This is a genomic window from Tenacibaculum sp. SZ-18, assembly GCF_002813915.1.
Classification (GTDB): Bacteria; Bacteroidota; Bacteroidia; order Flavobacteriales; family Flavobacteriaceae; genus Polaribacter.
The window spans coordinates 650,493-675,144 of sequence record NZ_CP019335.1 but is presented as its reverse complement, the minus strand read 5'-3'; the positions used below and the strand labels follow the sequence as shown (position 1 = coordinate 675,144).

The 24,652-nt window shown below is 29.9% G+C and carries 22 protein-coding genes; 6 read left to right on the top strand and 16 right to left on the bottom strand.

Annotated elements, in window-relative coordinates; translation table 11 throughout:
• The first annotated feature begins 38 nt into the window (after positions 1-38).
• The 6 genes from porU (at position 39) to BTO06_RS03005 (ending at position 9,896) form a co-directional block, all read left to right on the top strand.
• The gene (gene porU / locus BTO06_RS03030) at positions 39-3,419 is read left to right on the top strand and encodes a type IX secretion system sortase PorU (RefSeq protein WP_100923905.1); all 3,381 of its coding nucleotides are present in this window, start codon (positions 39-41) and stop codon (positions 3,417-3,419) included.
• 39 nt (positions 3,420-3,458) lie between these two features.
• Positions 3,459-4,556 carry a type IX secretion system outer membrane channel protein PorV gene (porV, locus tag BTO06_RS03025; RefSeq protein ID WP_100926693.1) on the top strand — a complete coding sequence of 366 codons (1,098 nt, stop codon included), beginning with the start codon at positions 3,459-3,461 and terminating at the stop codon, positions 4,554-4,556.
• Between the two features lie 69 nt (positions 4,557-4,625).
• A complete protein-coding gene (gene cdd, locus BTO06_RS03020; protein ID WP_100923904.1) occupies positions 4,626-5,108 on the top strand; it encodes a cytidine deaminase in 483 nt (160 codons plus the stop codon).
• A gap of 226 nt (positions 5,109-5,334) precedes the next feature.
• On the top strand, positions 5,335-6,396 hold the full coding sequence (locus tag BTO06_RS03015; protein WP_100923903.1) for a 3-oxoacyl-ACP synthase III family protein: 1,062 nt from the start codon (positions 5,335-5,337) through the stop codon (positions 6,394-6,396).
• A 49-nt stretch (positions 6,397-6,445) separates the two neighbouring features.
• The gene (gene guaA, locus BTO06_RS03010) at positions 6,446-7,981 is read left to right on the top strand and encodes a glutamine-hydrolyzing GMP synthase (protein WP_100923902.1); all 1,536 of its coding nucleotides are present in this window, start codon (positions 6,446-6,448) and stop codon (positions 7,979-7,981) included.
• A gap of 49 nt (positions 7,982-8,030) precedes the next feature.
• The gene (locus tag BTO06_RS03005) at positions 8,031-9,896 is read left to right on the top strand and encodes a LysM peptidoglycan-binding domain-containing protein (protein WP_100923901.1); all 1,866 of its coding nucleotides are present in this window, start codon (positions 8,031-8,033) and stop codon (positions 9,894-9,896) included.
• A 59-nt stretch (positions 9,897-9,955) separates the two neighbouring features.
• On the opposite strand, the gene rfbB is transcribed toward BTO06_RS03005, so the two are convergent.
• The 16 genes from rfbB to BTO06_RS02925 form a co-directional block, all read right to left on the bottom strand.
• Positions 9,956-11,005, bottom strand: a complete 1,050-nt coding sequence (gene rfbB, locus BTO06_RS03000) for a dTDP-glucose 4,6-dehydratase (protein ID WP_100923900.1) — start codon at positions 11,003-11,005, stop codon at positions 9,956-9,958.
• A 4-nt stretch (positions 11,006-11,009) separates the two neighbouring features.
• On the bottom strand, positions 11,010-11,861 hold the full coding sequence (rfbD, locus tag BTO06_RS02995; protein ID WP_100923899.1) for a dTDP-4-dehydrorhamnose reductase: 852 nt from the start codon (positions 11,859-11,861) through the stop codon (positions 11,010-11,012).
• Position 11,862: 1 nt separating this feature from the next.
• Positions 11,863-12,417 (bottom strand): dTDP-4-dehydrorhamnose 3,5-epimerase, encoded by a 555-nt coding sequence (gene rfbC / locus BTO06_RS02990; RefSeq protein WP_100923898.1) that lies wholly within the window; start codon positions 12,415-12,417, stop codon positions 11,863-11,865.
• Between the two features lie 2 nt (positions 12,418-12,419).
• A complete protein-coding gene (rfbA, locus tag BTO06_RS02985) occupies positions 12,420-13,295 on the bottom strand; it encodes a glucose-1-phosphate thymidylyltransferase RfbA (protein WP_100923897.1) in 876 nt (291 codons plus the stop codon).
• Between the two features lie 65 nt (positions 13,296-13,360).
• Complete coding sequence (locus BTO06_RS02980; protein WP_100923896.1) at positions 13,361-14,497, bottom strand: aminotransferase class I/II-fold pyridoxal phosphate-dependent enzyme; 1,137 nt, start codon at positions 14,495-14,497, stop codon at positions 13,361-13,363.
• Complete coding sequence (locus tag BTO06_RS02975) at positions 14,487-15,251, bottom strand: formyltransferase family protein (protein WP_100923895.1); 765 nt, start codon at positions 15,249-15,251, stop codon at positions 14,487-14,489. Before BTO06_RS02975 ends, BTO06_RS02980 begins: the two co-directional genes overlap by 11 nt.
• A 2-nt stretch (positions 15,252-15,253) precedes the next feature.
• Positions 15,254-15,583: a hypothetical protein gene (locus BTO06_RS02970; RefSeq protein WP_100923894.1), complete on the bottom strand. Its 330-nt coding sequence runs from the start codon at positions 15,581-15,583 to the stop codon at positions 15,254-15,256.
• Complete coding sequence (locus tag BTO06_RS02965) at positions 15,570-16,175, bottom strand: sugar transferase (RefSeq protein WP_100923893.1); 606 nt, start codon at positions 16,173-16,175, stop codon at positions 15,570-15,572. The genes BTO06_RS02970 and BTO06_RS02965 overlap by 14 nt, the downstream gene beginning before the upstream one ends.
• Positions 16,176-16,187: 12 nt before the next feature.
• Positions 16,188-17,393 (bottom strand): glycosyltransferase family 4 protein, encoded by a 1,206-nt coding sequence (locus BTO06_RS02960; RefSeq protein WP_100923892.1) that lies wholly within the window; start codon positions 17,391-17,393, stop codon positions 16,188-16,190.
• Between the two features lie 29 nt (positions 17,394-17,422).
• Positions 17,423-18,286: a glycosyltransferase family 2 protein gene (locus BTO06_RS02955; RefSeq protein WP_100923891.1), complete on the bottom strand. Its 864-nt coding sequence runs from the start codon at positions 18,284-18,286 to the stop codon at positions 17,423-17,425.
• Positions 18,279-19,547: an oligosaccharide repeat unit polymerase gene (locus tag BTO06_RS02950; protein ID WP_100923890.1), complete on the bottom strand. Its 1,269-nt coding sequence runs from the start codon at positions 19,545-19,547 to the stop codon at positions 18,279-18,281. Before BTO06_RS02950 ends, BTO06_RS02955 begins: the two co-directional genes overlap by 8 nt.
• Before the next feature lie 83 nt (positions 19,548-19,630).
• On the bottom strand, positions 19,631-20,761 hold the full coding sequence (locus BTO06_RS02945; RefSeq protein WP_100923889.1) for a hypothetical protein: 1,131 nt from the start codon (positions 20,759-20,761) through the stop codon (positions 19,631-19,633).
• Positions 20,762-20,765: 4 nt separating this feature from the next.
• The gene (locus BTO06_RS02940) at positions 20,766-21,890 is read right to left on the bottom strand and encodes a hypothetical protein (protein WP_100923888.1); all 1,125 of its coding nucleotides are present in this window, start codon (positions 21,888-21,890) and stop codon (positions 20,766-20,768) included.
• Positions 21,887-23,077 (bottom strand): oligosaccharide flippase family protein, encoded by a 1,191-nt coding sequence (locus BTO06_RS02935; protein WP_100923887.1) that lies wholly within the window; start codon positions 23,075-23,077, stop codon positions 21,887-21,889. Before BTO06_RS02935 ends, BTO06_RS02940 begins: the two co-directional genes overlap by 4 nt.
• On the bottom strand, positions 23,061-23,600 hold the full coding sequence (locus tag BTO06_RS02930; protein WP_100923886.1) for an acyltransferase: 540 nt from the start codon (positions 23,598-23,600) through the stop codon (positions 23,061-23,063). Before BTO06_RS02930 ends, BTO06_RS02935 begins: the two co-directional genes overlap by 17 nt.
• The gene (locus BTO06_RS02925; protein WP_198517125.1) at positions 23,597-24,652 is read right to left on the bottom strand and encodes a nucleotidyltransferase family protein; all 1,056 of its coding nucleotides are present in this window, start codon (positions 24,650-24,652) and stop codon (positions 23,597-23,599) included. The genes BTO06_RS02930 and BTO06_RS02925 overlap by 4 nt, the downstream gene beginning before the upstream one ends.

The following is a 24,652-nucleotide window of genomic DNA, read 5'->3' as shown; positions in this document are numbered from 1 at the left end:
TACTAACGTAATAACCAATTCGTTATTATAATGAATTTATGAAAAGACTATTAACTCTTACCATATTAATCATTAGTTTTATCGGGGTTAGCCAAACTACCAACTCTGTTCTATCAAGTGGAACTTGGTTTAAATTTGCCATTGATACAACAGGTGTTTTCAGAATTGACATGAATTTTTTGCGAGACTTGGGTATTAACACGAATAACATTGATCCACGAAACATAAAAATTTATGGAAATGGAGGTAAAACTTTACCTGAATTTGCTTCTGCTTTAAGGTATAATGATTTACAGGAAAATGCCATCATTGTTCGAGGTGAAAACGATGGCTCTTTTAATAGTGACGATTATATTTTATTTTATGGTGTTGGACCTCATAGTTGGGAGATAGATATATCCAACGAAACTGCATCACATATTCAAAATATTTATAATGAGGAAGCTTTTTATTTTATCACTGTAGGAGATACACCAGGAAAAAGAATTACTAATAGTCCCTTACTAACTGGAAATTCAGTAACTTCAATAGATACTTTTGATGACTTTGTTTTTTATGAAAGAGAGAACACGAACCTCTTAGCAGTAGGAAGATTATGGTTTGGTGAAAACTTTTCGGTAGAAAGAAATCAAACTTTTACAATCCCTTTTGAAAATGCTCTAGCACAATCTAATATAAATGTTAAAGTGACGGCTGTAGCCCAATCTACGATATCGTCAAATATGAATATTTTGGTAAATGGAACAAATTCTTCATCTATTAGCTTCCCTCCTGTTTCGAGCTCAACCTCTTCTGGACTAGCACGATATGGACAAAGTACAATTACGAGTACCTCTTCTAATTCAGTAAGTGTACAAATTGATTATAATAACAATGGAAATCCTTCTGCAAAATCATTTTTAGATTATATTGAAATCATAGGAAAGAAAAATTTAACATCTTCTGGAAAACAATTTAGCTTCAGAAGTTTTGCAGAAGCAAAAACAGTAGGTATTGTTGAATACAATATTTCAAACTCAACAGACATATTCCAAGTTTGGAATGTTTCTGATCCTCTTAATATTAAAAATATTCAAAACGAATCTCCTTCAACAGACCTATTTTCGTTCAGAGCTAACGGTGGTAATTTAAACGAGTATGTTGTTCTTAATGAAAATGATCTCTATAGTCCTAAACAAATACAAGAAAAAACTGTTCCTAATCAAAATTTACACGCACTTTCTAATATTGAATATTTGGTAATCACTAATCAAGAATTATTGAGTGAAGCAAAGAGGTTAGCAGATTTTCATCAAGTAAATAGTAATCTTAATTCTAGAGTTATTTTATTATCAGAAATTTACAATGAGTTTTCTTCAGGTAGTAAAGATATTACTGGGATAAGGGATTTTATAAAATACCTTCACGATAACTCCTCAGTAAATATGTTGAAGTATGTGTGTTTTTTTGGAGATTCTTCCTATGATTTTAAAGATAGAATTTCAAGCAACAATAATATAGTCCCAACATTTCATGCCGTTCAAAGTTTTGATTTAGTATCTTCCTATGTTACAGATGATTATTTTGTAATGATTGATGATAATGATGGAAGGATGTTAGGAAGTGACGACATTGATATTAGTTCTGGAAGAATTCCTGTTACCACTGTTCAGCAAGCAAATCAGGTTGTCAATAAAATTTTAAAATATTATGATAGTTCTTCTTTTGGTGATTGGAGAAACACTGTAACTTTGGTCGCAGATGATATAGATGTTTCCACGGATGCTACTTTACAATCAGGATTAGAAGAAGTAGCAGACAGTATAAAAAAGTACAAACCTATATTAAACGTAAATAAAATATACGCAGATGCGTTCAAACAAGAAAACTCATCAGGTGGTGAACGTTACCCACAAGTTAAAAATGCCATAACAAATGCTATTGAAAAGGGAACTTTAGTATTAGATTATTTTGGTCATGGTGGTGAAGATGGGTTGGCTGCGGAAAGAATCCTTGAAATCCCACAAATACAAGAGTTTAATAATAATAATTTACCACTATTTATAACAGTAACCTGTGAATTTTCAAGATTTGACAACCCTTTGCGTGACACTGCAGGAGAACAATTATTTTTAAATCCAAATGGTGGAGCTGTTAGCATGATTACAACTACTAGGGATGTTTTTATCTCACTTGGAGAAACTTTCAATAAAGAATTAACTCAATATGTACTAAATTTTGATAATACTGACGACACTATTTCTACAAATCTCATCAAAACTAAAAACGAAACCTCAAGTAGCCAGCGATTTTTCATTTATTACTTCGGTGATCCTGCTATGAAATTGGCTATTCCAAAACCAGACATCAGAGTAAGCCGAATCAATGATGTTCCAATTTCTCAACCAGTTGACACTTTAAAAGCTTTATCTAGAATTAAAATTGATGGGATTATTACAGATACTTCTGGTACTCCTCTTAACGACTTTAATGGAACGGTATTTACTACTATATTTGATAAACCTATTGATAAAAATACTTTAGATAATGATGGTTTTGGGATTATCAACACGTTTGATTCACAAGAAAGTAAAATCTTCAGAGGAAAGTCATCTGTTCAAAATGGAACATTTAGTTTTGAATTTATAGTTCCAAAAGATATTAAAATTACTTATGGAAACGCCAAAATGAGTTTCTACGGAGAGAATCAAATTATTGATAAATCAGGAATAAATTTGGACGCTATTGTTGGAGGTATAAATGACAATGCTCCCACCGATGTCATTGGACCAGAAATTCAACTTTTCATGAACGATGAGGCTTTCATTGATGGAGGTACAACGAATACTTCACCTAATTTAATAGTAAAACTATCTGATATTAGCGGAATCAATACCTCCATAACTGCGGTTGATCATGATATTGTAGCCATTATAGATGACAATCAATCAGAACCAATCATATTAAACGACTTTTATGAAACCGAACTAGATGATTTTACAAAAGGTATTGTTAATTATCCACTTAGAGATTTATCGGTGGGAACACATACTATTAAAATAAAAGCTTGGGATACATATAATAATTCGTCTGAAGCCACGTTAACCTTTGAGGTTGTAAGCGATACAAAATTAGTTTTGGAGAATGTTCTAAATTACCCAAATCCCTTCACAAACTATACTGAGTTTTGGTTCAACCATAATAAACCAAACGAACCGCTGGAAGTCCAAGTTCAAATATTTACAATCTCTGGAAAATTAATCAAAACAATTAATCAGACAGTTCAAACCACGGGTGGTTTATCTAGAACAATTAACTGGAATGGATTAGATGATTTTGGAAATAAAATCGGAAAGGGTGTTTATTTGTATAAGTTAAAAGTAAAATCAACAGTCAGTAATTTGACATCTGAAAAATATGAGAAACTCGTATTACTGTAATAAAATTATATATTTGCCAAAACAATGTTAAAATCTAAAATGAAAAAATCAACAACATTAACCTTATTATTGTTCACTTTTTTAGGATTCAATTTAAGAGGACAAGTTAATGAAGGATCAATAACAACTTCTGTTCCTTTCCTTCAAATTAGTTCAGATGCAAGAGCCGGTGGTATGGGTGAAATTGGGGTAGCATCATCTCCAGACGCATTTTCTTTATTTCATAATCCTGCCAAAATCGCATTTAATGATAGCAAATTAAGCGTAGGAGTTAGTTATGTGCCTTGGTTACGTAATTTAACAGATGATATCTTTGCAGGGAATCTATCTGTAATAAACAGATTTAGTGAAAATAGTGCTTGGGGAGTAGACTTTAAATATTTCTCTTTAGGAAGAATTGATTTAACTGATAATAGTGGAAATAGTACAGGAACTATCAACCCAAGTGAATTTGCATTATCAGGGTATTATTCTTTAAAATTGAGCGAACGCTTTTCAATGGCTGTTGGTTTAAAATATATTAACTCTAATTTAGATGTTGATAATAACTCACTAGAAGCGGTAAACTCTTTTGCAGTTGATATAGGTGCTTATTATCAATCAGATGAAGAGAATTACGGTACTTTCAACGGACGATACAGAATTGGAGTTAATGTTGCTAACATTGGACCAAAAGTTGAATACACACCAGGAGAAGAGAACTTTATTCCTACCATAGCAAAAATTGGTGGTGGATTCGATTTTATTTTTGATGACTACAACACTTTAGGAGTTAATCTTGAATTCAGAAAACTTTTAGTACCATCAAGCGGATCTAGATCTTCTAGAGGATGGTTCGAAGGAATGTTTACATCTTTAGGAGACAGAAGCTTTAGTGAAGAATTACAAGAGGTTAACTGGTCACTTGGAGCGGAATACATGTACAATAATGCTTTTGCATTAAGAGCTGGTTATTTTAATGAAAGTGAAAATAAAGGAAATAGAAAATTCTTTACAATGGGTGCTGGATTTACTGCTCAAGCTTTCTCAGTTGATTTATCTTACTTAATTAATACTTCTGATGTAAATAATCCGTTAGAAAACACATTACGCTTTTCATTAGCCTTTGACATAGGAGAAATTTACGATAACTATTAAAGGTGTTTTTCGTATATTAGTCAAAAAAAGCAGTCTATAGACTGCTTTTTTTGACTAAATATCTTAAGAATGGAAAAGGTAAATATCTCAATTGATGCCATAGTTTATGAAAACCTTAGCGAACTTACGAAAGAGGATAAAATGTTATTTGATAAAGCTATTGAAGCAAGAGAGAAAGCCTATGCACCATATTCAAAATTTAAGGTTGGAGCGGCCTTATTACTAGAAACAGGAATAGTTGTTACTGGTAATAACCAAGAAAATGCTGCCTATCCGTCAGGTATGTGTGCTGAAAGAATTGCTATCTGGAAAGCTGCTTCTGACTACCCGGGGGTTTCAGTAAAAAAACTAGTACTAACAGCAGCTTCCAAAGAAACCCAAGTAAAAACACCTGTACCGCCTTGTGGAGCCTGCAGACAAGTTTTATATGAATATGAGTTTAACCAAAAAGAACCAATTCAAATTTATTTCATGGGTGAAACTGGTAAAATCATAAAAGTAGAGTCTTTGAATTCATTATTACCTTTTTCATTTGACAGCACTTTTCTTTAATTGATAAATTTTTATCATTTTTACTATTTTAACTAAAAAAGTTTGTTAAAGACATTTTAAAAGTTATAAAAACACAATAAAAATGGTTTTATTTTGAAAATATATTAATTTAAAAGCCTTTAATTTTATAATTTCATAAAAATCAAATATCTATTTAGTTATTTATAGGTTATACACACGAAATCCTTTTTATTTGTTGTTATCGTAGGCCCTAACATTTATTTAGATGACAGCAGAAATAATTGGTACTGGAAGTTACATTCCAAACATTAAGAAGGAAAATAAACAATTCAGTGGTAATAGATTTTTAAATGCCGATGGTTCATCCTTTGAATCTAATAATACGGTTATAATTGAAAAATTTAAAATAATTACTGGAATTGAAGAAAGGCGATATGCAGAGGATCATTTTAACACTTCAGATTTAGGGTATCTTGCTGCAGAAAAAGCTATTGAAAACGCCGGTATCAATTCAGAAGACATAGACTATATCATCTTTGCTCATAATTTCGGAGATGTCAAAAACAATGCAATTCAAAGCGATATCTTACCTAGTTTAGCAACACGTGTTAAGCATTTACTTAAAATTGATAATCCAAATTGTGTTGCTTATGACATTTTATTTGGTTGTCCTGGTTGGATAGAAGGTGTTATTCAAGCGAAAGCATTCATTAAAGCAGAAATTGCAAAAACTGTATTGGTTATTGGTTCTGAAACTTTATCGAGAGTTATAGATAAACATGATCGAGATTCAATGATTTATAGTGACGGAGCCGGGGCATGTATTGTTCAGGCTTCTAACAATAATGAAAGTGGTATTTTAAGTCATGCTTCTCAAACCTTTGCGAAGAAAGAGGCTTATCATCTATTCTTCGGTAACTCCTATGACAAAAACGAAGATCCTAACGTGCGTTATATAAAAATGTATGGTAGAAAAATTTATGAATTTGCTTTAACTCATGTTCCTAACGCGATGAAAATTGCGCTAGATAAAAGCAATGTCGATATTTCAGAAGTAAAAAAAGTGTTCATTCATCAAGCTAACGAAAAAATGGATGAAGCCATTATCAAACGTTTTTATAGATTATATAAAAAGCCAGTACCGGAATTTATTATGCCAATGAGCATCCATAAATTAGGAAATAGTTCTGTTGCAACTGTACCTACCTTACTAGATCTAGTTTTGAATAATAAAATTGAAAATCATATTGTAAATAAAGGTGATGTAATCATCTTAGCATCAGTAGGTGCGGGTATGAATATTAACGCAATTGTATATCGATATTAAATTCTAAAAAAATACAAGCGAAAATAAAATCAAACTATTATTTTTGCGGATGCAACAACACAACGTACTTATTTTAGATTTCGGTTCGCAATACACGCAATTAATTGCGCGCCGTGTAAGAGAATTAAATATTTATTGTGAGATTCACCCTTTCAATAAAATTCCAAACAGTATAGATAATTTTAAAGCTGTTATCTTATCGGGTAGTCCATACTCTGTAAGATCAGAAGAAGCTCCACATCCAGACTTATCTGAGATTAAAGGAAAAAAACCTTTATTAGCAGTTTGTTACGGAGCTCAGTATCTAGCGCATTTTTCTGGAGGATTAGTGGCGCCATCGAATACTCGCGAATATGGTAGAGCTCACCTTTCTTTTGTAAAGGACAATGAAATTTTCTTTAAAAATATTTCTACAGGTAGTCAAGTTTGGATGAGTCACTCAGACACCATTAAAAATTTACCAGAAAATGGAGTTTTACTAGCTAGTACTCATGATGTAGAAAATGCCGCATATAAAATTGAAGGTGAAACTACTTATGCTATTCAATTCCATCCAGAAGTATATCATTCAACTGATGGTACACAATTATTAAAGAATTTTTTAGTTGATATAGCAGGTTTAGAACAGCAATGGACACCAAATTCCTTTGTAGAGTCAACAGTTAATGGGTTAAAAGAAAAAATTGGTGACGATAAAGTTATTTTAGGTTTATCTGGTGGTGTAGATTCTACAGTAGCAGGTGTTTTACTTCATAAGGCTATTGGACAAAATTTACACTGTATTTTTGTTAATAATGGTCTTCTAAGAAAAAATGAGTATGAAAATGTGCTTAAGCAATACGAAGGAATGGGATTAAACGTTGAAGGTGTAGATGCATCTGAACGTTTTTTATCAGCTTTAGACGGAATTAGTGACCCAGAAACAAAAAGAAAAACAATTGGAAGAGTATTTATCGAAGTTTTTGATGATGAAGCCGCTAAAGTAGAAAATGCCAAATGGTTAGCTCAAGGAACAATTTATCCTGATGTGATTGAATCAGTTTCAGTTAACGGAGGACCTTCGGCTACAATTAAAAGTCATCATAATGTAGGTGGTTTACCTGACTTTATGAAGCTTGAAGTTGTTGAGCCACTACGTATGATTTTTAAAGATGAAGTGAGACGTGTAGGAGCCTCAATGGGAATTGATAAGGAGTTACTGGGAAGACATCCGTTTCCAGGACCAGGTTTAGCAATCCGAATTTTAGGAGATATCACTTCAGAAAAAGTTCGTATTTTGCAAGAGGTGGATGCTATTTTTATAGATGGTTTAAAAGAAAGCGGATTATACAACGACGTATGGCAAGCTGGTGCAATTTTACTGCCAGTGAACTCAGTTGGTGTCATGGGAGATGAAAGAACTTATGAAAAAGTCGTTGCTTTGAGAGCAGTTGAAAGTACTGATGGTATGACTGCAGATTGGGTAAATTTACCTTATGAGTTTTTACAAAAAACATCTAATAAAATAATTAATAATGTTAAAGGAGTGAATAGAGTTGTTTACGATATTAGTTCTAAACCTCCTGCAACTATTGAATGGGAATAATAATCTAATTAAAAATACATCATCTCATTTTTAGTTTAAAAAAAGTTATATGAGTAAAATAAAATTTTGGGCTATTACATTTGTCTTGGCGATTCTAGTTTCTTGTAGTCAACAAAAGAGATATATTTCTTACCAGGTAAAAGAGGGAGAAACGATGAGAGACATTGCTGAAAGAATTAATGTAAAAACGGAAGATTTAGAAAGGTTAAATCCTGATGTTGGTACAAACCCTGCATCAAATAGCACAATAGTAATTCCGAATCCAGAATTTAAGAAAACTATACCTTTAATTCAGGAAACTGATGAAGACAAAGGTAAAGTTACAGAAACTGATAATACACAAGATGAACCAACTACTGATGTGGATGAAGTGAAAACAGCACCAGATTCTACTCAAATTGTAAGAACAGTGTATGAGTACAAAACTCATATTGTTAAACCAGGCGAAACAGTTTATAGATTAACTAAAACTTATAACATTAGTAAAGATGAATTAATCGAGTTAAATCCAGAGTTTCCTAAAATTAAAGACAACTTACTAAGTGTTGGTCAAGAAGTAAAGGTAAAAGTTACTGAGAAAAAAATTGTTTATATTTCACGAGAAGAAGACTTAAAAAATCATGTTACTCATATTGTTAAACCAAAAGAAACAGTTTACAGCTTAACTAGGTTTTATAATATCACAAAACAGGAAATGATGGATTTAAATCCTGAGTTTCCTGAAATAGCTGATAATAATCTTTCAATCGGGCAGATCTTAAGAATTCGTCCAATTGAAGAAAAGATGACTTCTGATAATTCAACAATGTACATAGACACGATTGCTGTAACCGAACCAATTAAATTGGCTTTTCTATTACCATTCAAAGCTCAAGAATACGATAGCATTGCTAGCGAAGATATTTTTGATACTAAAAACGGGGGTAGCGCAAGAGTTGCTAACATGGTAACAGACTTTTATCTTGGTGCGGAAATGGCCTTAGATTCTATTAAAAAAAGTGGAATACAAATAGATGTCTCTGTATTCGATACTGGAAACAGAGGAAAGGAAGTACAGAAAATTTTAGCCGAAGATAAACTGGCAAATGTAGATGTTGTTATCGGTCCTTTTTACTCAGGTCAAGCAGATAAGGTTGCTAATGATGTGAATGTGCCTGTTATTTTTCCTCACTTTTCAAATAATCAAGACGAATTTTCATCACCTAGAATTATAAAATCTGCTCCTGATAAAGATACTCATAGCGCTTTTCTAGTAGAATATTTAAATGAAATTTATAGCGGTGAAACAATTTTTATTGTAAGTGATGGTTCGAAACAATCAGATGAACAATTAGCATTTTTAGAAAAACAACTCAAAAAAAATGATTCAATTAAAAATATCATTACTCTAAAACCAGAAAAAGACTATATTAAGAAAAAGCGTTTTACAGATAAAATGAAGCCTAATGTTCATAATTGGATTATTTTAACTTCAGATGAAAAGTCTTACATTGCTGATGCCATAAATAGTATGGTTGTTTTACCAGAAGATGTTACTGCACAAGTATTCACAATTGACAAAACTCCAGCGTACGATTACATAAACAATAATACGTTGGCTAGAATCGACTTTACATATGTAACAGATAATTACTCTGAAGAGAACGATCAAAATCTAAAGAAATTCTTTAAACATTACAAGAAAAGAAATAAAGATATTCCTTCTGAATATGCCATAAGAGGTTTTGATTTAACTTATGATGTTTTAATCAGAATGGCATCTGGAGAAAATTTAACTGATACTTATAGGGAAGGTGTTTCGATGAGATTAGAAAATAAATTCGACTTCAATAAAAAGTTATTTGGATCCTACGGTAATAGAGGCTTATTTATTGTTAGATATAAAGATGATCTTACTTTGGAACGACTGAAATAATATATTTTTCACTAGTATAAAAACAAAAAACCGATATAAAATTTATATCGGTTTTTTGTTTATTGCTCATACATTTCTTTGTAATATTTTAAATAATCTCCACTAGTAACATTTTTAACCCAGTCTTGATTATTTAGATACCATTTTACAGTTTTCTCAATTCCTTCTTCAAACTGTAATGAAGGTTCCCATCCCAATTCATCTTTTAATTTTGAAGAGTCTATAGCATATCTATAATCATGCCCAGCTCTGTCCTTCACAAAAGTTATTAATTTATCCGAAGTTCCTTCAAGATTACCTAAAAGTTTATCAACGGTTTTAATTAAAACTTTAACAATGTCAATATTCTTCCATTCATTAAAACCACCAATATTATAAGTCTCTCCCAATTTTCCTTCATGAAAAATTAAATCAATAGCTCTAGCGTGATCCTCTACAAATAACCAATCTCTTACATTTTTGCCCTCACCATAAACCGGTAATTCTTTCTGTGTACAAATATTATTTATAAAAAGAGGTATTAATTTTTCAGGAAATTGAAATGAACCATAATTGTTCGAACAATTCGAAATTACCATTGGTAATTTATATGTATCATGAAAAGATCTCACAAAATGATCTGAAGAAGCTTTCGATGCAGAATATGGAGAATGCGGATCATAAGGAGTTTTCTCAGTAAAAAAACCATCATCTCCTAAACTTCCATAAACCTCATCTGTAGAAACATGATAAAACAACTTTCCTTTTAAATCATCATTCCAGTTCGTTTTCGCTGCTTGTAATAAACTTAAGGTTCCCATAACATTGGTTCTCGCAAATGATAAAGGATCTTTAATTGATCTATCAACATGAGATTCAGCAGCTAAATGTATTACACTATCAATTTCATATTGTTTAAAAATTGAGTCAATAGTTTCAAAATCACAAATATCTGCCTTAACAAAAGTATAATTTTCTGATGTTTCGATATCTTTAAGGTTCTCTAAATTACCTGCATACGTTAAAGCATCTAGATTTATAATATTTTTATCCGGATATTTAGTTACAAATAATCGAACAACATGTGATCCAATAAAACCAGCACCTCCTGTAATTAATATGTTATTCATCTATTTAATTTTGACAGTTATTTATACATTCTCTTAATGAATCTTTCCAAAATGGAATATTCAAATTAAAATCTTCCTTAATTCTTGTGGTATCCATTACTGAAAAACATGGTCTTTTAGCCAGTGTTTTATAATCTTCAGATTTTATTGGTAATACCTCACAATCCAGATTTGCTATAGTCATGATTTCTTTTGCAAATTCAAACCATGATGTAACTCCAGAGTTTGAATAATGGTAAACTCTTTTTTTATCCGAAAAGTCACACTCTACTAATTTTAAGCAAACATTCGCTAAATCTCTAGCATATGTTGGAGAACCTATTTGATCTGATACCACTTGTAATTCTGATTTTTCCTTCCCTAATCTCATCATAGTTTTAACGAAGTTACTTCCAAAACTAGAGTACAACCATGATGTTCTTATAATTATTCCGGACACATTAGATGCTATAAAAAACTTCTCTCCTATACTTTTAGAGATTCCGTAAGCGTTTATTGGATCAGTAGTATCTGTTTCCTTTAATGGCATTTTTGCATTACCATCAAAAACATAATCCGTCGAAATATGAATCATTTTTCCACTATTCCCCAAGGCTAACACTAAATTCTCTACACCTTGAGCATTGACCAAGTTTGCTCTTTCCAACTCCTCCTCCGCTTTATCAACCGCAGTATAAGCCGCACAGTTAATCACGAAATCAATTTTATGGTTTTTAATATAACTCTTAACGTCTTCCTGAATTGTTATGTCTAATTCCTTAGAATTTTCAAAGAAAAAAGTATGACTACTCTTTTTTGATTGGTGTTGAATTTCTGTACCTAATTGACCAGATGCACCTGTGACTAATATATTCATACTAATAAGTAAATGGAGTGTCTAGATTTTCAAATACCTGAAGTACTTTATCTTTTTCAGAAAGTAAAACTTCTTCAGGGTTAATTCGCCAATCAATATTTAAACTTGAATCATTCCATAATATACCTGAATCATGTTCTGGTGAATACCAATTATCAACTTTGTAAGAAAAAACAGCTTCATCGGAAATCACCACGAATCCATGAGCAAAACCTCTAGGTACAAAAAGCTGCCTTTTATTATCTTCTGACAATTCAACTATTTCAAACTCTCCATATGTTGGTGATCCTTTTCTGATATCAACCGCTACGTCCAACACTTTTCCTTTTACACATCTGACTAATTTTGATTGAGCAAAAGGAGGTTTTTGAAAATGTAATCCACGTAATACACCTCTTGATGATTTTGATTCATTATCCTGAACAAAGTTAACTTCGTAAATATTATTTTTAAACTCATTATAATTAAATGATTCAAAAAAATAACCCCTATTATCACCAAATACTTTTGGTTCTATAATCGTTAAGTCAGGGATTCTAGTTTTAATAAAATTCATTGTTATTCCTGGACTAAGCTTAGTAAATATTGTCCGTAATTATTCTTTTTAAGTGGTTCAGCTAATTTTCTAACCTGTTCTTTTGAAATATATCCCATATAAAGCGCTATTTCTTCTAAACATGCTACTTTAAGACCTTGCCTTTTTTCTATTGTTTCTATAAACTGTCCAGCTTCCATTAATGATTCATGCGTTCCAGTGTCCAACCAAGCATAACCTCTTCCCATTAATTCCACCTTTAACTGATCCTTTTCTAAATAATATTGATTTACAGAAGTGATTTCAAGTTCACCTCTCTCCGATGGTTTTACTTCTTTGGCTATTTCAATTACTGAATTTGGATAATAATATAAACCAACGACAGCATAATTAGATTTAGGTTCTTTAGGTTTTTCAACTATAGAAATAACATTCTCATTATTATCAAACTCAACAACACCATATCGTTCTGGATCTTTTACATAATATCCGAAAACAGTTGCTTTTCCTTCTTTTTGAACATTATGAATTGCTTTTTGAAATAATTCAGGTAAACCATGCCCATAAAAAATATTATCTCCAAGCAACATACAAACATCATCATTCCCAATAAATTTTTCACCGATAATAAATGCTTGCGCCAAGCCATCTGGTGAAGGCTGTTCTGCGTAACTTAATTCTATACCCAAATCTTCACCTGTTCCTAATAATTTCTTGAAGTTTGTTAGGTCATAAGGAGTAGAAATTATTAAAATTTCTCTAATTCCAGAAAGCATCAAAACAGATAGTGGATAATATATCATAGGCTTATCGTAAACAGGTAATAACTGTTTAGAAATGCCTTTTGTGATTGGGTATAGTCGAGTACCTGAACCTCCCGCTAGAATTATTCCTTTCATTATAATAAATCTATAAAAGTCTAAATTAAAAAAAGTTCAGATATAAATCTGAACTTTACTTACTTCTATTTTTTCAATAGTTTTTGTATCGAAAGATTAATTCTTTCCTTATCTCCCTGAGTTAAATTAGATCCCGAAGGAAGACATAATCCATCATCAAATAATTTTTCTGAAACGTTACTACCGTAATATAAACAATCCTTAAAAATAGGTTGTATATGCATTGGTTTCCATAATGGCCTAGATTCAATATTATCCTCTAACATTGATAATCTTAAATCTTCTCTGCTAAAACCAGCTTTATCAGGATCAACTAATATAGAACTTAACCAATGATTAGAATGGCAATCTGATGTAGGTTCAGTAAACACCTCTACTCCATCAACATTTTTAAACACTTCTTTATAGAAATCATTATTAGCTCTACGATAATTTATATGTTTTTCTAAAACTTCCATTTGCCCTCTTCCTATACCAGCAGTAATATTACTCATTCTATAATTATATCCTATGTGAGAGTGCTGATAGTGAGGAGCATTATCTCTAGCTTGGGTTGCTAAGAAGATCGTTTTCTGTTTGTCTTCATCATTTTTACATACTAAAGCTCCTCCACCTGATGTTGTAATTATTTTATTTCCATTAAAAGAAAGAACTCCAAAATCTCCAAATGTTCCACACTTCTGGCCTTTATATGTAGAACCAAGAGCTTCAGCTGCATCTTCAATTAACGCTATGTTATATTCTTCAGAGATAGCTTTTATTTTATCGATTTTTGCTGGCATTCCATATAAATGCACTACAATAATTGCATTTGGTTTTTTTCCCTTAGATAATCTATCTTCAATAGCTTCCTTTAATGCTTCTGGACACATATTCCATGTATCTTTTTCGCTATCTACAAATATAGGTTTTCCTCCTTGATAAACAATTGGGTTTGCTGAAGCTGAAAACGTCATACTCTGGCAAATCACTTCGTCTCCATGAGAAACACCAGACAACACTAAAGCTAAATGTAACGCAGAAGTACCTGACGCTAAACATGCAACTTTTGAATCTTCTCCAACAAAACTTTCTAAATCTTCTTCAAATCCATTTACATTTGGTCCTAATGGTGCTACCCAATTAGTATCAAATGCTTCTTGAACATACTTTTGTTCTCCTCCTCCCATGTGAGGTGATGACAACCAGATTTTACTTTTCATCATTTTCTGGTATTATATTAATTTGAATGTATTGTTTTTTGCCATTTTCAACGAAATACGCTGATTCCTTAATATTATTTGTAGTCAAACCTCGAAGCAAATTTATTATATCTTTACCCTTATAATTTTTATCTACGTTAATTTCTTGAATACTTTCTAAATCTTTTCTAACATGTGATGTCCCTTCCGACAATTGCTCTATCCGAGTAGGTTTAAGACTTCTAATACCATCAAAAGCTTTAACAAAAACCTCGTACTCTTTTTTTAACACCTTAGCATATAATGAATTTGCCGTGTCTGTACTAGAAACTACTATTTCCTCTTGCAATATTATATCTCCAGCATCGAGTTTTTCAGACATGAAATGTAAAGTGGCTCCATAAGGAGTCCCGTCTATTATAGCCCAGCTCGGAGTATGCCATCCTTTGTTAAAAGGAAGGTATGCTGGATGCAAATTTAAAAAACCAATTTTAGGAACGTTCAATAACTTATTTGAAATTATATAAGGAAAATGAATTCCTATAATATAATCTACGTTTAAAGAATTAATATTTTGAACTATTTCATCATAATTAACTTCTTTACCCTTAAATATTTTATCTCGAGATAATCCTGATAATTTTATCAACTCATTTGCATGAGACTGTTGGGCATCACTAGGAACAAAAAGTGCTAATGGTTTATATCCTTTTGATATGATAAAGCTTAAAATATTTACACTTATTTCTCTATCTCCTGCAAAAATATATTTCATTGCTATAATTCATTTAATTTATTAAAAAACTCAGATGGAAACTCAAAAGAATATTCAAGTCTAGTAAAGACAAAGTCTTCATCTAAGTTATGAATCCCACTCTCCAATTTTTCGAATTGTAAAAACCAATCTTCTAAATGAAAAATACATCGATAAAGATCCTCTATAATATTATTATCGCAGAGAAATTGAAACTCTTTTAGTATAGCCATTAATTCGGTATTCGCATTGTAAATTCTTTTGGCTTGATAATATTTTTTATTTTTCAAATATTCTTGATATGCAAATTCACTTCGATCTTTTATTATCTTGATTTTATTAATTATTCCCATTAAAATACTCTGTTGTTAGACTTCCCGTTTTATTAATACCTTCGGATTTAAAGACCTTAGTAAAAGTTTTGAAAAATATAGTTAAGTCAAGCATAAAACTAATATTATTAACATACCAAACATCCAATTGAAATTTCTTTTTCCAGGTTATATCATTACGTCCATTGATTTGTGCCCAACCTGTTATTCCCGGCTTAACATTATGTCGTTTTTTTTGTTCTTCATCATAAAGTTCAAGATATTGAGGTAATAATGGTCTTGGACCTATCAAACTCATGTCTCCTTTGAGTACATTAATTAATTGAGGGATTTCATCCAAAGAACTTTTTCTTACAAATAATCCAACATTCGTTAATCTTTCTTCATCAGGGAGTAAATTTCCATCTTTATCTTTCTTGTCATTCATGGTTTTGAATTTAATGATATAGAAAAAAACTTCATTTTTCCCAGGTCTTTTCTGAAAGAAGAAAGGTTTTCCATTATTGTATATTATTAATAAAACTAAAACAATTATAAAGATTGGACTAAGTAGGACTAAAGCCAAAAATGATATTGAAAAATCCAAAAATCTTTTAAAAAAAACTTTATACATAGTTTTACAGTATTATATAATATGTTTTTTTACTTCTTGAAAAACTCTTAGCGACAGTAAATCTTTATTATATAGAGATATTGATATTTTTCTAGAGTTATCTCCCATTTCTTTAAGAACATTCTTGTTTTCATTTAAAAATGTTATTTTCTCAATCAAATCTTTCGGCTCTCTAGGACTTACATACATACCGCAACGATGCTCTTCAACTAAATCTTTAGTCCATCCCGATGAATTAACAATTATCGGTTTACCTGCTGATAAACTATCAAACAATTTGTTTGGTGAATTAGTTCTTAGTATTGGTAAATCTTTAAAGGTTACCAAAGATAAATTACAAGCATTTACAAAATGAGATAATGATTCCATTGGATGAGCACCATGAAAATGGACATTGTCTAATTTTTTTTTAGCTTTTATTTCTTTTAATTCTTCTTCTACTTTTCCTTTACCTAAAAAATGAAACTGTATTAAATCATTACCTATTGTTTTACTGTGTATAGCTGCATTAGTTATGTAATCTAAGCCATTTGCAATACCCATAGCCCCAAAATGAACTACATTGAATTTTTTAATATCAATTTTAAAGTCGCTAATTTTCTCTTTCTCAATTTTTCTTGGGAAGAAGATATCTGGCTTAGACATATTAGGAATCATTGATGTTTTACCTTCCATAAATTTGTATCTAAGCACACCTTTTTCCATTCCTGGTGATAAAGTTATTACATGTCTTGCATTTTTATATATTATCTTTTCCAATTTTAAACCTATGCTTTTTAAAATTGGATTTTTAAGGGCTCCCATTTGGATTGGTACTTCAGGCCATAAATCTCTCACTTCAAAAACGAAATCAACTTTCTGAAACCATTTTTTCACTAAAGCAGGTACTCCTACTGTTAATGGGGTAGAAGTAGCAAAAACTAAATCGACATTCTTTTCTTTTAATGAATAATAAGTTGCCCTGAACATAAACTTTAAAAAAGAAATTAACCTTTTAATAAAACCCATTTTGTTATCATAAGGGTTAGGAATGTAAATAACATCTATACCATCTATATTTATTCTTTTTACTTTTCTACTTTTCGGATTAGAATCTGATGTTATCATTGTTACTCCAAACCCATTCTCTATCATTTTTTTTGCTATCCAATATGACCTTGTTCCTCCTGGTTGTTTCGGCGTTAAAAAATATTGATGTATATATAAAATACGTTTCATTTCTAATTCTTTATAAATATTTTTTTCTTCTATCTAAAGTGTCTTAAGGCTTTAAACATATGTCCAATACTATAAAAAATAGGATATTTTTTATATTTACAATAAAAGAAACGGTATAAAGTTTTGTATAGTCCAAAGTGTCTTGTATTCCACAAATGGCCAGACATGGCCACCTGTATATCTTTTAATCCTTTTTCTTTTAAAAAGTCATTATATCGTGCCAATGCATCAAAACGACTATCTAAAACACTTTCTTTTCTTTGCTTAGTAAGTGAATTATTTGATTCAGTTACACAATAAATAGTTTGCTTTAAACAGAGGATGTTTTGTGCATAGTAAATAGACTTTAAAGAGAAGTTAACATCATTTGATGCTATAATCTCTTCAAAATAAACTCCTTTATTCTTAACCAAATCTAAACTTATTAATTTACTCCAAGGTACATAAAATTTAAACAGAACATGTTTATTATTACTTTTTAAAAAATCATCAATTAGGAAGGAATAAGGTTTATGTCTAGTTCCAACCTCATTATTACTAGTATTTAAACTAGTAGGATCAAAAAAAATCATATCATATTCTTCTTCTATATTAGCTTTTATTAATTCAAACGAATTCTCTAAAAAATAATCATCTGCATCGGCAAAAAGAAGATACTTACCTTCTGCTTTCTGTATTCCTATATTTCTTGCTGCTCCTGCTCCTTTTTTTCCTTCTGGCACTTTTAAAAAGAGCACATGACTAAAGGAATTCTTTACCGCTGAAATGTCTTGGGCGCTACCATCATCAACAACAATAGTTTTTATCCAGCCTTCATTTGGAATGGACTCTAGTAACCTTTTTAAGGTTTTTATAGAATTATAATGAGGAATTATAATTGATATTTTAACCATACTTTTTTGTTTTTATGTAAAACTTATAAACTATAGCAGAACATATATAAAACATGAAAGCTATTTTAGGCATTTCATGTGATGGAGATGCTATTAGTGCTATAGGAGATATTAGATAAAAAATACTACAAGCAGAGAAAAAAGAATAATATGTTACATGATCTTTATATTTCACTGCCATTTTAGATGCCATTTTAAAGAAGTAAAAAAATAACAAAATGTAAGCAATTAAATAAATTATTCCAAACCTATACATGTAATACGCATATATTGATTCCAAAGCTACTTCAGTACTTCGTCCTAATCCATAACCGATCAGTTTATATTTATTCTCCTCCCAAGCCCACCAGAATTGGTTAATTCTTACATTTACTGATCCAGAGTCTCCCCCTTGAAGTTCTACACCTTGCTCAAAAAGTCTTGTGATACCAATATAAGCATATCCTAATCTTTCTTGTAACAAATCACTATATCGTAATCCTAGATATACAACTAATAAAAGTGCTAAGGCATAAAAAATATAAACAGATTTATTCTTAAAACTTTGTTTTAGAAATGGAAGAATTAAAAATCCTGCAATCAAGGCAAGAATTAAAGTTCTACTTTGAGTTAAGAAAATAGTTATCAAAGAAAAACAAAACAATAAAAAGTAAAAAATACTTTTCCTCTTTGTTAACATAAAGAAAGAATAAAAACATAACAAAGACATAAAATATGAAAAGTAATATGTAACCCCAAACCAACCAGTAGCTTTATCTATTAAAATTAATCTTTCTTTCCTTTTGTATAAGAAATATATTAATCCTCTAAATTGATCAAGAAAAAATGTTTCTACAATTGCTAGTAAGAAACTAAAAACAATTAAAATTTCAAAAAAACGGCATAGCGAATTAATCTTTTTCTCATCATCCATTATTGATACATAACCTACCAGAAAAAACAAATATGAATAGAATGGTTTTATCGTTCCAATAAAGTCTTTTACTTGTACTTCAGCAATAAAAAAAGATTCATTAATAAGAGATAATAATAATATTACAAAAGTCATAAAGAAAAAAATAGTAGGTCTTACAATTCCTTTATCCAATTTAAACTTATTCCTTCTTTTAAGCAATAGTAATAAACTCAAAAAGATTGTTAATGGAATAATATGAAAACTATTATTACCAAAATAGTCTGGAAATAACGGAAAAACAATTACTAGAATCAAAGACAATAAAAATAATATATCTTCTTGCCTCTTATTTTTTTTTAAAATCATTATGAATTCATTAACCCAAATAAAGTTATAATTATACTTTACTTTAAATAATTTTCACTTTGTATTAACTATTACGCATTTTTTTAATCAACCAAACAAAAACTTAACTCATAAACTCTTAATAAAAGATTTATTTCATCTTCCGTTTTCATTTTTTCGACAAATTTATTCTTCTCGTCTTTATAACCATAAACTTCTTTTTGTTTTTTAAAGTACTTATTAGCTAATACATCTTTTTTGAGATTAAAAATTTTATTAACATATAGAAATTCAAAACCAGAAACATTATATGGAAAGCCGTATCTATTATAATTCAGACATGAAGAAAGTGCTATAGAATAGTAATCCGTTTCTTCTAAATTAGAGCTTAATTCATTATACAAATGATCTCCTGAAGAGTAAATTAAAGCTTTTCTTATTTTTCTTGAGTCTTTAAATAGATAACCATACCCTAAAGATTCTATTCTAGAAAAAGCAAACATATTGAATAAATGATATCCGTTCTCCTTATATTTAGTTGTTGTACCTTTAATTCTGGATTTCACATATACCTTTATGCTTTTTAATAAATCTTTTAATTTATTTTTTAAGCCAATTCTATTTTTAAGAGAATGAACTATTAATCCTTCCTTATGAATTCTCAAGTTAACATCTAACTTTATAAAAAATTCTTTTACATCATCTGAAACTTCTTTATTTGCAACTTTAAAATAGTATATAATTGCATATGCTAACCAAAGCTGGTGGTTAAAGGTTTCGTCAATTCCTGATTTATCTGTTACTAAATGTGTTGGCCTTTCCCATAAGCCTCTTTCTTTATTAAAATTTAAGGATTCTACAATATTTTCTAAAAATATTAAAATCTTTTCTTCCTTTAGCACCTCATATGCTGCACATAAACCCTCCATCACCCATGCTATACCAATAACACCATTCACCTCATCTTTACCTGGTTTATTCCTAGATTTAAAGTAAGCCTTTCCTTTATAATACTCTGAATTAATAAGAGCTTCTTTTAACTCTTCTATTTTAAGGCGCGCCTCTATGTCTAATCCAGATTTTAGCGCATTAGCATATAGAACTAAAAGATGAGAAATCTTTCTAACATCAGTTTCTTCATCTTTATAAGGACCATTATGGCCATTTTGTAATTCTTGGTTGACCAATAAATCATCTATTTTATTTATAGCCTCCTCAAAAAAAATTGTAATCATAAATCTATTCTGTCAAATTCTTATATACCCTTAATGTATTCTTAAATCTATTTCTAAATAAAAAATTTTCCTCTGCTTTAATACGATCTTCGTTCAAAATATTATTATCCTTTTTGGGTAAACTCTTAAGTAAATTATCTACACTTTCTTTAGAAATATCTTGCAAATAAGTATGTGATTTAAATTGTAACTCATCTAATTCTGAATAATTTTCTAGTGGAGATAACACATTTAAACTTTTTCTTAAATAACCATATACAATACTTACCGTTAATTGATCTGTAGAACCTATACAAAAGTTATAATCACAAAGATCATAATAATATCTCAACTCTTCATCACTTATCCATTCTCCAACTCTAGCAATAATATTATTGTAATTTTTTATTTTTTCCATTACGGCATTTTTCTCATCTTCATCCCAACCATAACCATTTACTAAATACAACTCAAACTTAGGGTTACCTCCATAAATCTCTATAAATGAATCTACTAAAAAACTAACGTTATTATAAAAATACATGCCTCGAGCTGATAAAATTCTTATAACATTATCGTTAGATGATTTTTCATTATAAGCTTTTGACCAAAAATCACTAACTCCCATACAACCAACACTAACTTTTTCAGAGCAATTAATTTCTTTTAAAAAATCATTCTTCAATGTTTCAAAGTTGAATAGAACATGATCCGATTGTTTGATTACTTCCTCAAAGTTACTTTTTGATTTCTCATTTCCATTAATATATTTCTGGTAAAAATCACTACCATAAATATGCATGACTTTTTTCGCCTTAACTACATTCATCAATGATAAGTTAAATTTCGGTGCATAATTTCCTTGTATATGAATTACATCATATTTATAAAAAACATCTAATAATTTAATTATTATTGGGAAGATATATGAAGACATTATTTTTATCCAAATTTTTTCTAACAGTCCCCAACCTTTAAAATAATTATAAAGCTTAAAAACTTTTTGATTTTTAGTTTTTAGTTTAAAATCAGCTTGAGAATAATTTCTGCATACATAATGTATTAGATCTAATTCTGTGTAATTATTTAAAAAACCTTCCCATGTTTTTGCATTACCTCCTTGACACTGACCAATTATTAATACTCTCATATTTTAAATAATTTTATAAATTGAATTGTAGTTAAAAATAAAACAACGGCTCCGAAATAGAATATTAACTCTTTAAGTGACAGTTCTAATGGAATTATAAATAACAATCCTAAGAACAATGTTTGTAAGACTGTCATTATAGAATTGAAACCAGCATAACCTAATGCATTAAGTATTTGCCCTACTGGTGAGCGTAACAAGATTATAAGTGCAATAAATAAGAAATAGTAAAACATTAAACTTGAATACTGCACATATTTAACTCCGAATAGTAGATTGATTATTTCTGTATGAAAAAAGAATAATATTACACCTGTAGGAACTAAAAACGTTATTCCTTTTTTCCAATAACTTAACAAATACTTTAGAATATCTTTTCGTTTAAAATTTACAAAAGCTCCAAAATCAACTATTAGAATTGAATTCGCTACTAAAATTAAGTTGAAGGGTAAAAGAGTTATTACTTTGTATCCTGCTAAACCCTCTGTATTATTTAACATATTAGCAATGTAAATAACATCTAGAACAAAAATCCCTTTGTTTAGTAAACCTCCAATCCCTATATTAACTCCATATTTTAATTGCTCTTTCGTTATTTTATATAATGAACTAGCTCTAAAATTGATCTTAATAGGGTTAGTAAGATAATATACTAAATAGGCTAGAGTAGCTAATAATGCCATTGTTTCAACATTTATAAAAGCACCTATTATTAATGCCATACTAACATAAAGAGAAGTAGCAAAGATAATTTTTGAGTATTTATAAAAATCATCTACAATCCTAAAAAAGTACTGATAAAATAAATTAAAAGACACTGATATTAATTGTAAAAAAACAAAAATCAACAAAAGTGTATTCTGAAAATTCTTAGGTCTTATTAAAAAAACTACTAAAACTCCAATAAAAATAACAAGACTCGAACTAACAATCCCTATGCTAAATGTTTGAGTCTTTAACTTTTTTTTATCTACTCCTTTTAAGTACGCATATCTCAGCAAAACTTGCTCCATACCTAAAAAAGAAATTGGTAATAAAAAAACTATGAATGTTTTATAATAGGACCATTCTGCAAAATCTTTAGTGGGCAACAAACGTACAATAAGAACCGAGGCTAATAATCCTAATAATTTACTTCCTACACTTGATGATAAAACTAAAAGTTTATCCTTAAGTAATCTTCTCATTTACTAAAAATTCAATCTCTCCTCTATCTTCAAAAGATAATTTAGCTTTTTCCATCTTTTGTAATAATTCTTCAGGAATATTAATAAAATTAGTCCCATTTTTTGTTTTGGATAACAATTCTTGGACTGTCATTATTTTTTTAGCTGGATTACCTACGATAACTGAATTAGCTTCAAATGTTCCTTTTACAACTGCTCCAGCACCAATTATACAATTATCTCCAATAAAAGATTCTCCTAAAATCACACTATTAGCCCCTAAAAAAACGTGATCTCCTATAGTTACTTTACCAAATCTTAATATCCCATGAGAAGATACCAAACTAGAATCGTGAGATATTATTTTAGATCCTGGTGCTGATATGAAGTTTTTACCTATTTTTATTAAAGAAGGTGTTAATGCATCAATTTGAGAATTATGGGTACGAAAAGGAATATTTAGCTTATCTAAATAATTTTGAAACTTTACTGTATCAGTTTTAATAACACCAAGTTTTCCTAGTATCTTTTTTAACAAGCTCATATCCCTATATTTTTAAGATACTCACTCCAAACTCCAATATCTTTCCAAGAACCAGATGAAACAGGGAAAACTCCTATTTTTCTTTCTTCTTTAAGTAATTTCTCCATTAAATGAGTAATATGAAAGAATTCGTTTTCTGGTATCTCATCAATCAAATGTGGTTCTACTATATAAAATCCTGTATTAATTTGGAAGTTAAAATTTGGTTTTTCTTCAATTTTTTCTAAAACACCGTCTTCTTTTGTTACTAATGTTCCATATGGTATATTATAGTTCTTTACAGCGGAAACAATTGTCAATTCATTTTTATTTCTTTTATGATAATCATAAATTTCACAGTAATCTTCTTCTATAAAAATATCACAATTAGACACAAAAAAAGTACTGTTAATTTTTCCTTTTAATAAACTTAAACTTCCTGCTGTTCCTAAAGGCTTATCTTCCTTGAAAAATTCAATTTTATAGGTTTTGTCTTTAATCTCATTGAAATAGAACTCAATCATTCTTGCCTTATAGTTTACAGACGTGTAAAATTCATTACACCCTATATCTTGAAATCTCCCAATGATATGTTCAATCATACTTTCTTCGCCAATTGGTATCAATGGTTTCGGTATAATATGAGTAAGAGGTCTTAATCTTGTTCCAAACCCTCCTGCCATAATAACAACTGGTAAATTAAGGGCTCTTTTTTCTCTTCTTTGATTTTTCAAAAAAACATCTTCCCAAAAGTAAACGTCAACTAAATTATTGTTATCATCTACAACTGGCATCAGTTCAGTTCTAAACTCCTTCATTATTTCTTTAATAGATTCAAAAGGAGTATCTTCGGCAACAATTCTTGTAGTACTTCTCAATACATTGAAAACTGACGCATTGATGTCTACATTTTTAATGATTGCTCTTTGTATGTCTCCTATACTGATAATGTTTAAGAACTTTTCTTGATTAAAGACTAGTAACGATTTTTTATCGAGCCTATCCATTTGCTTCATAGCATCTATTAGTGAAGCATCGTGATTTATCTTTAATAATTCTACTTTCTTTGACAT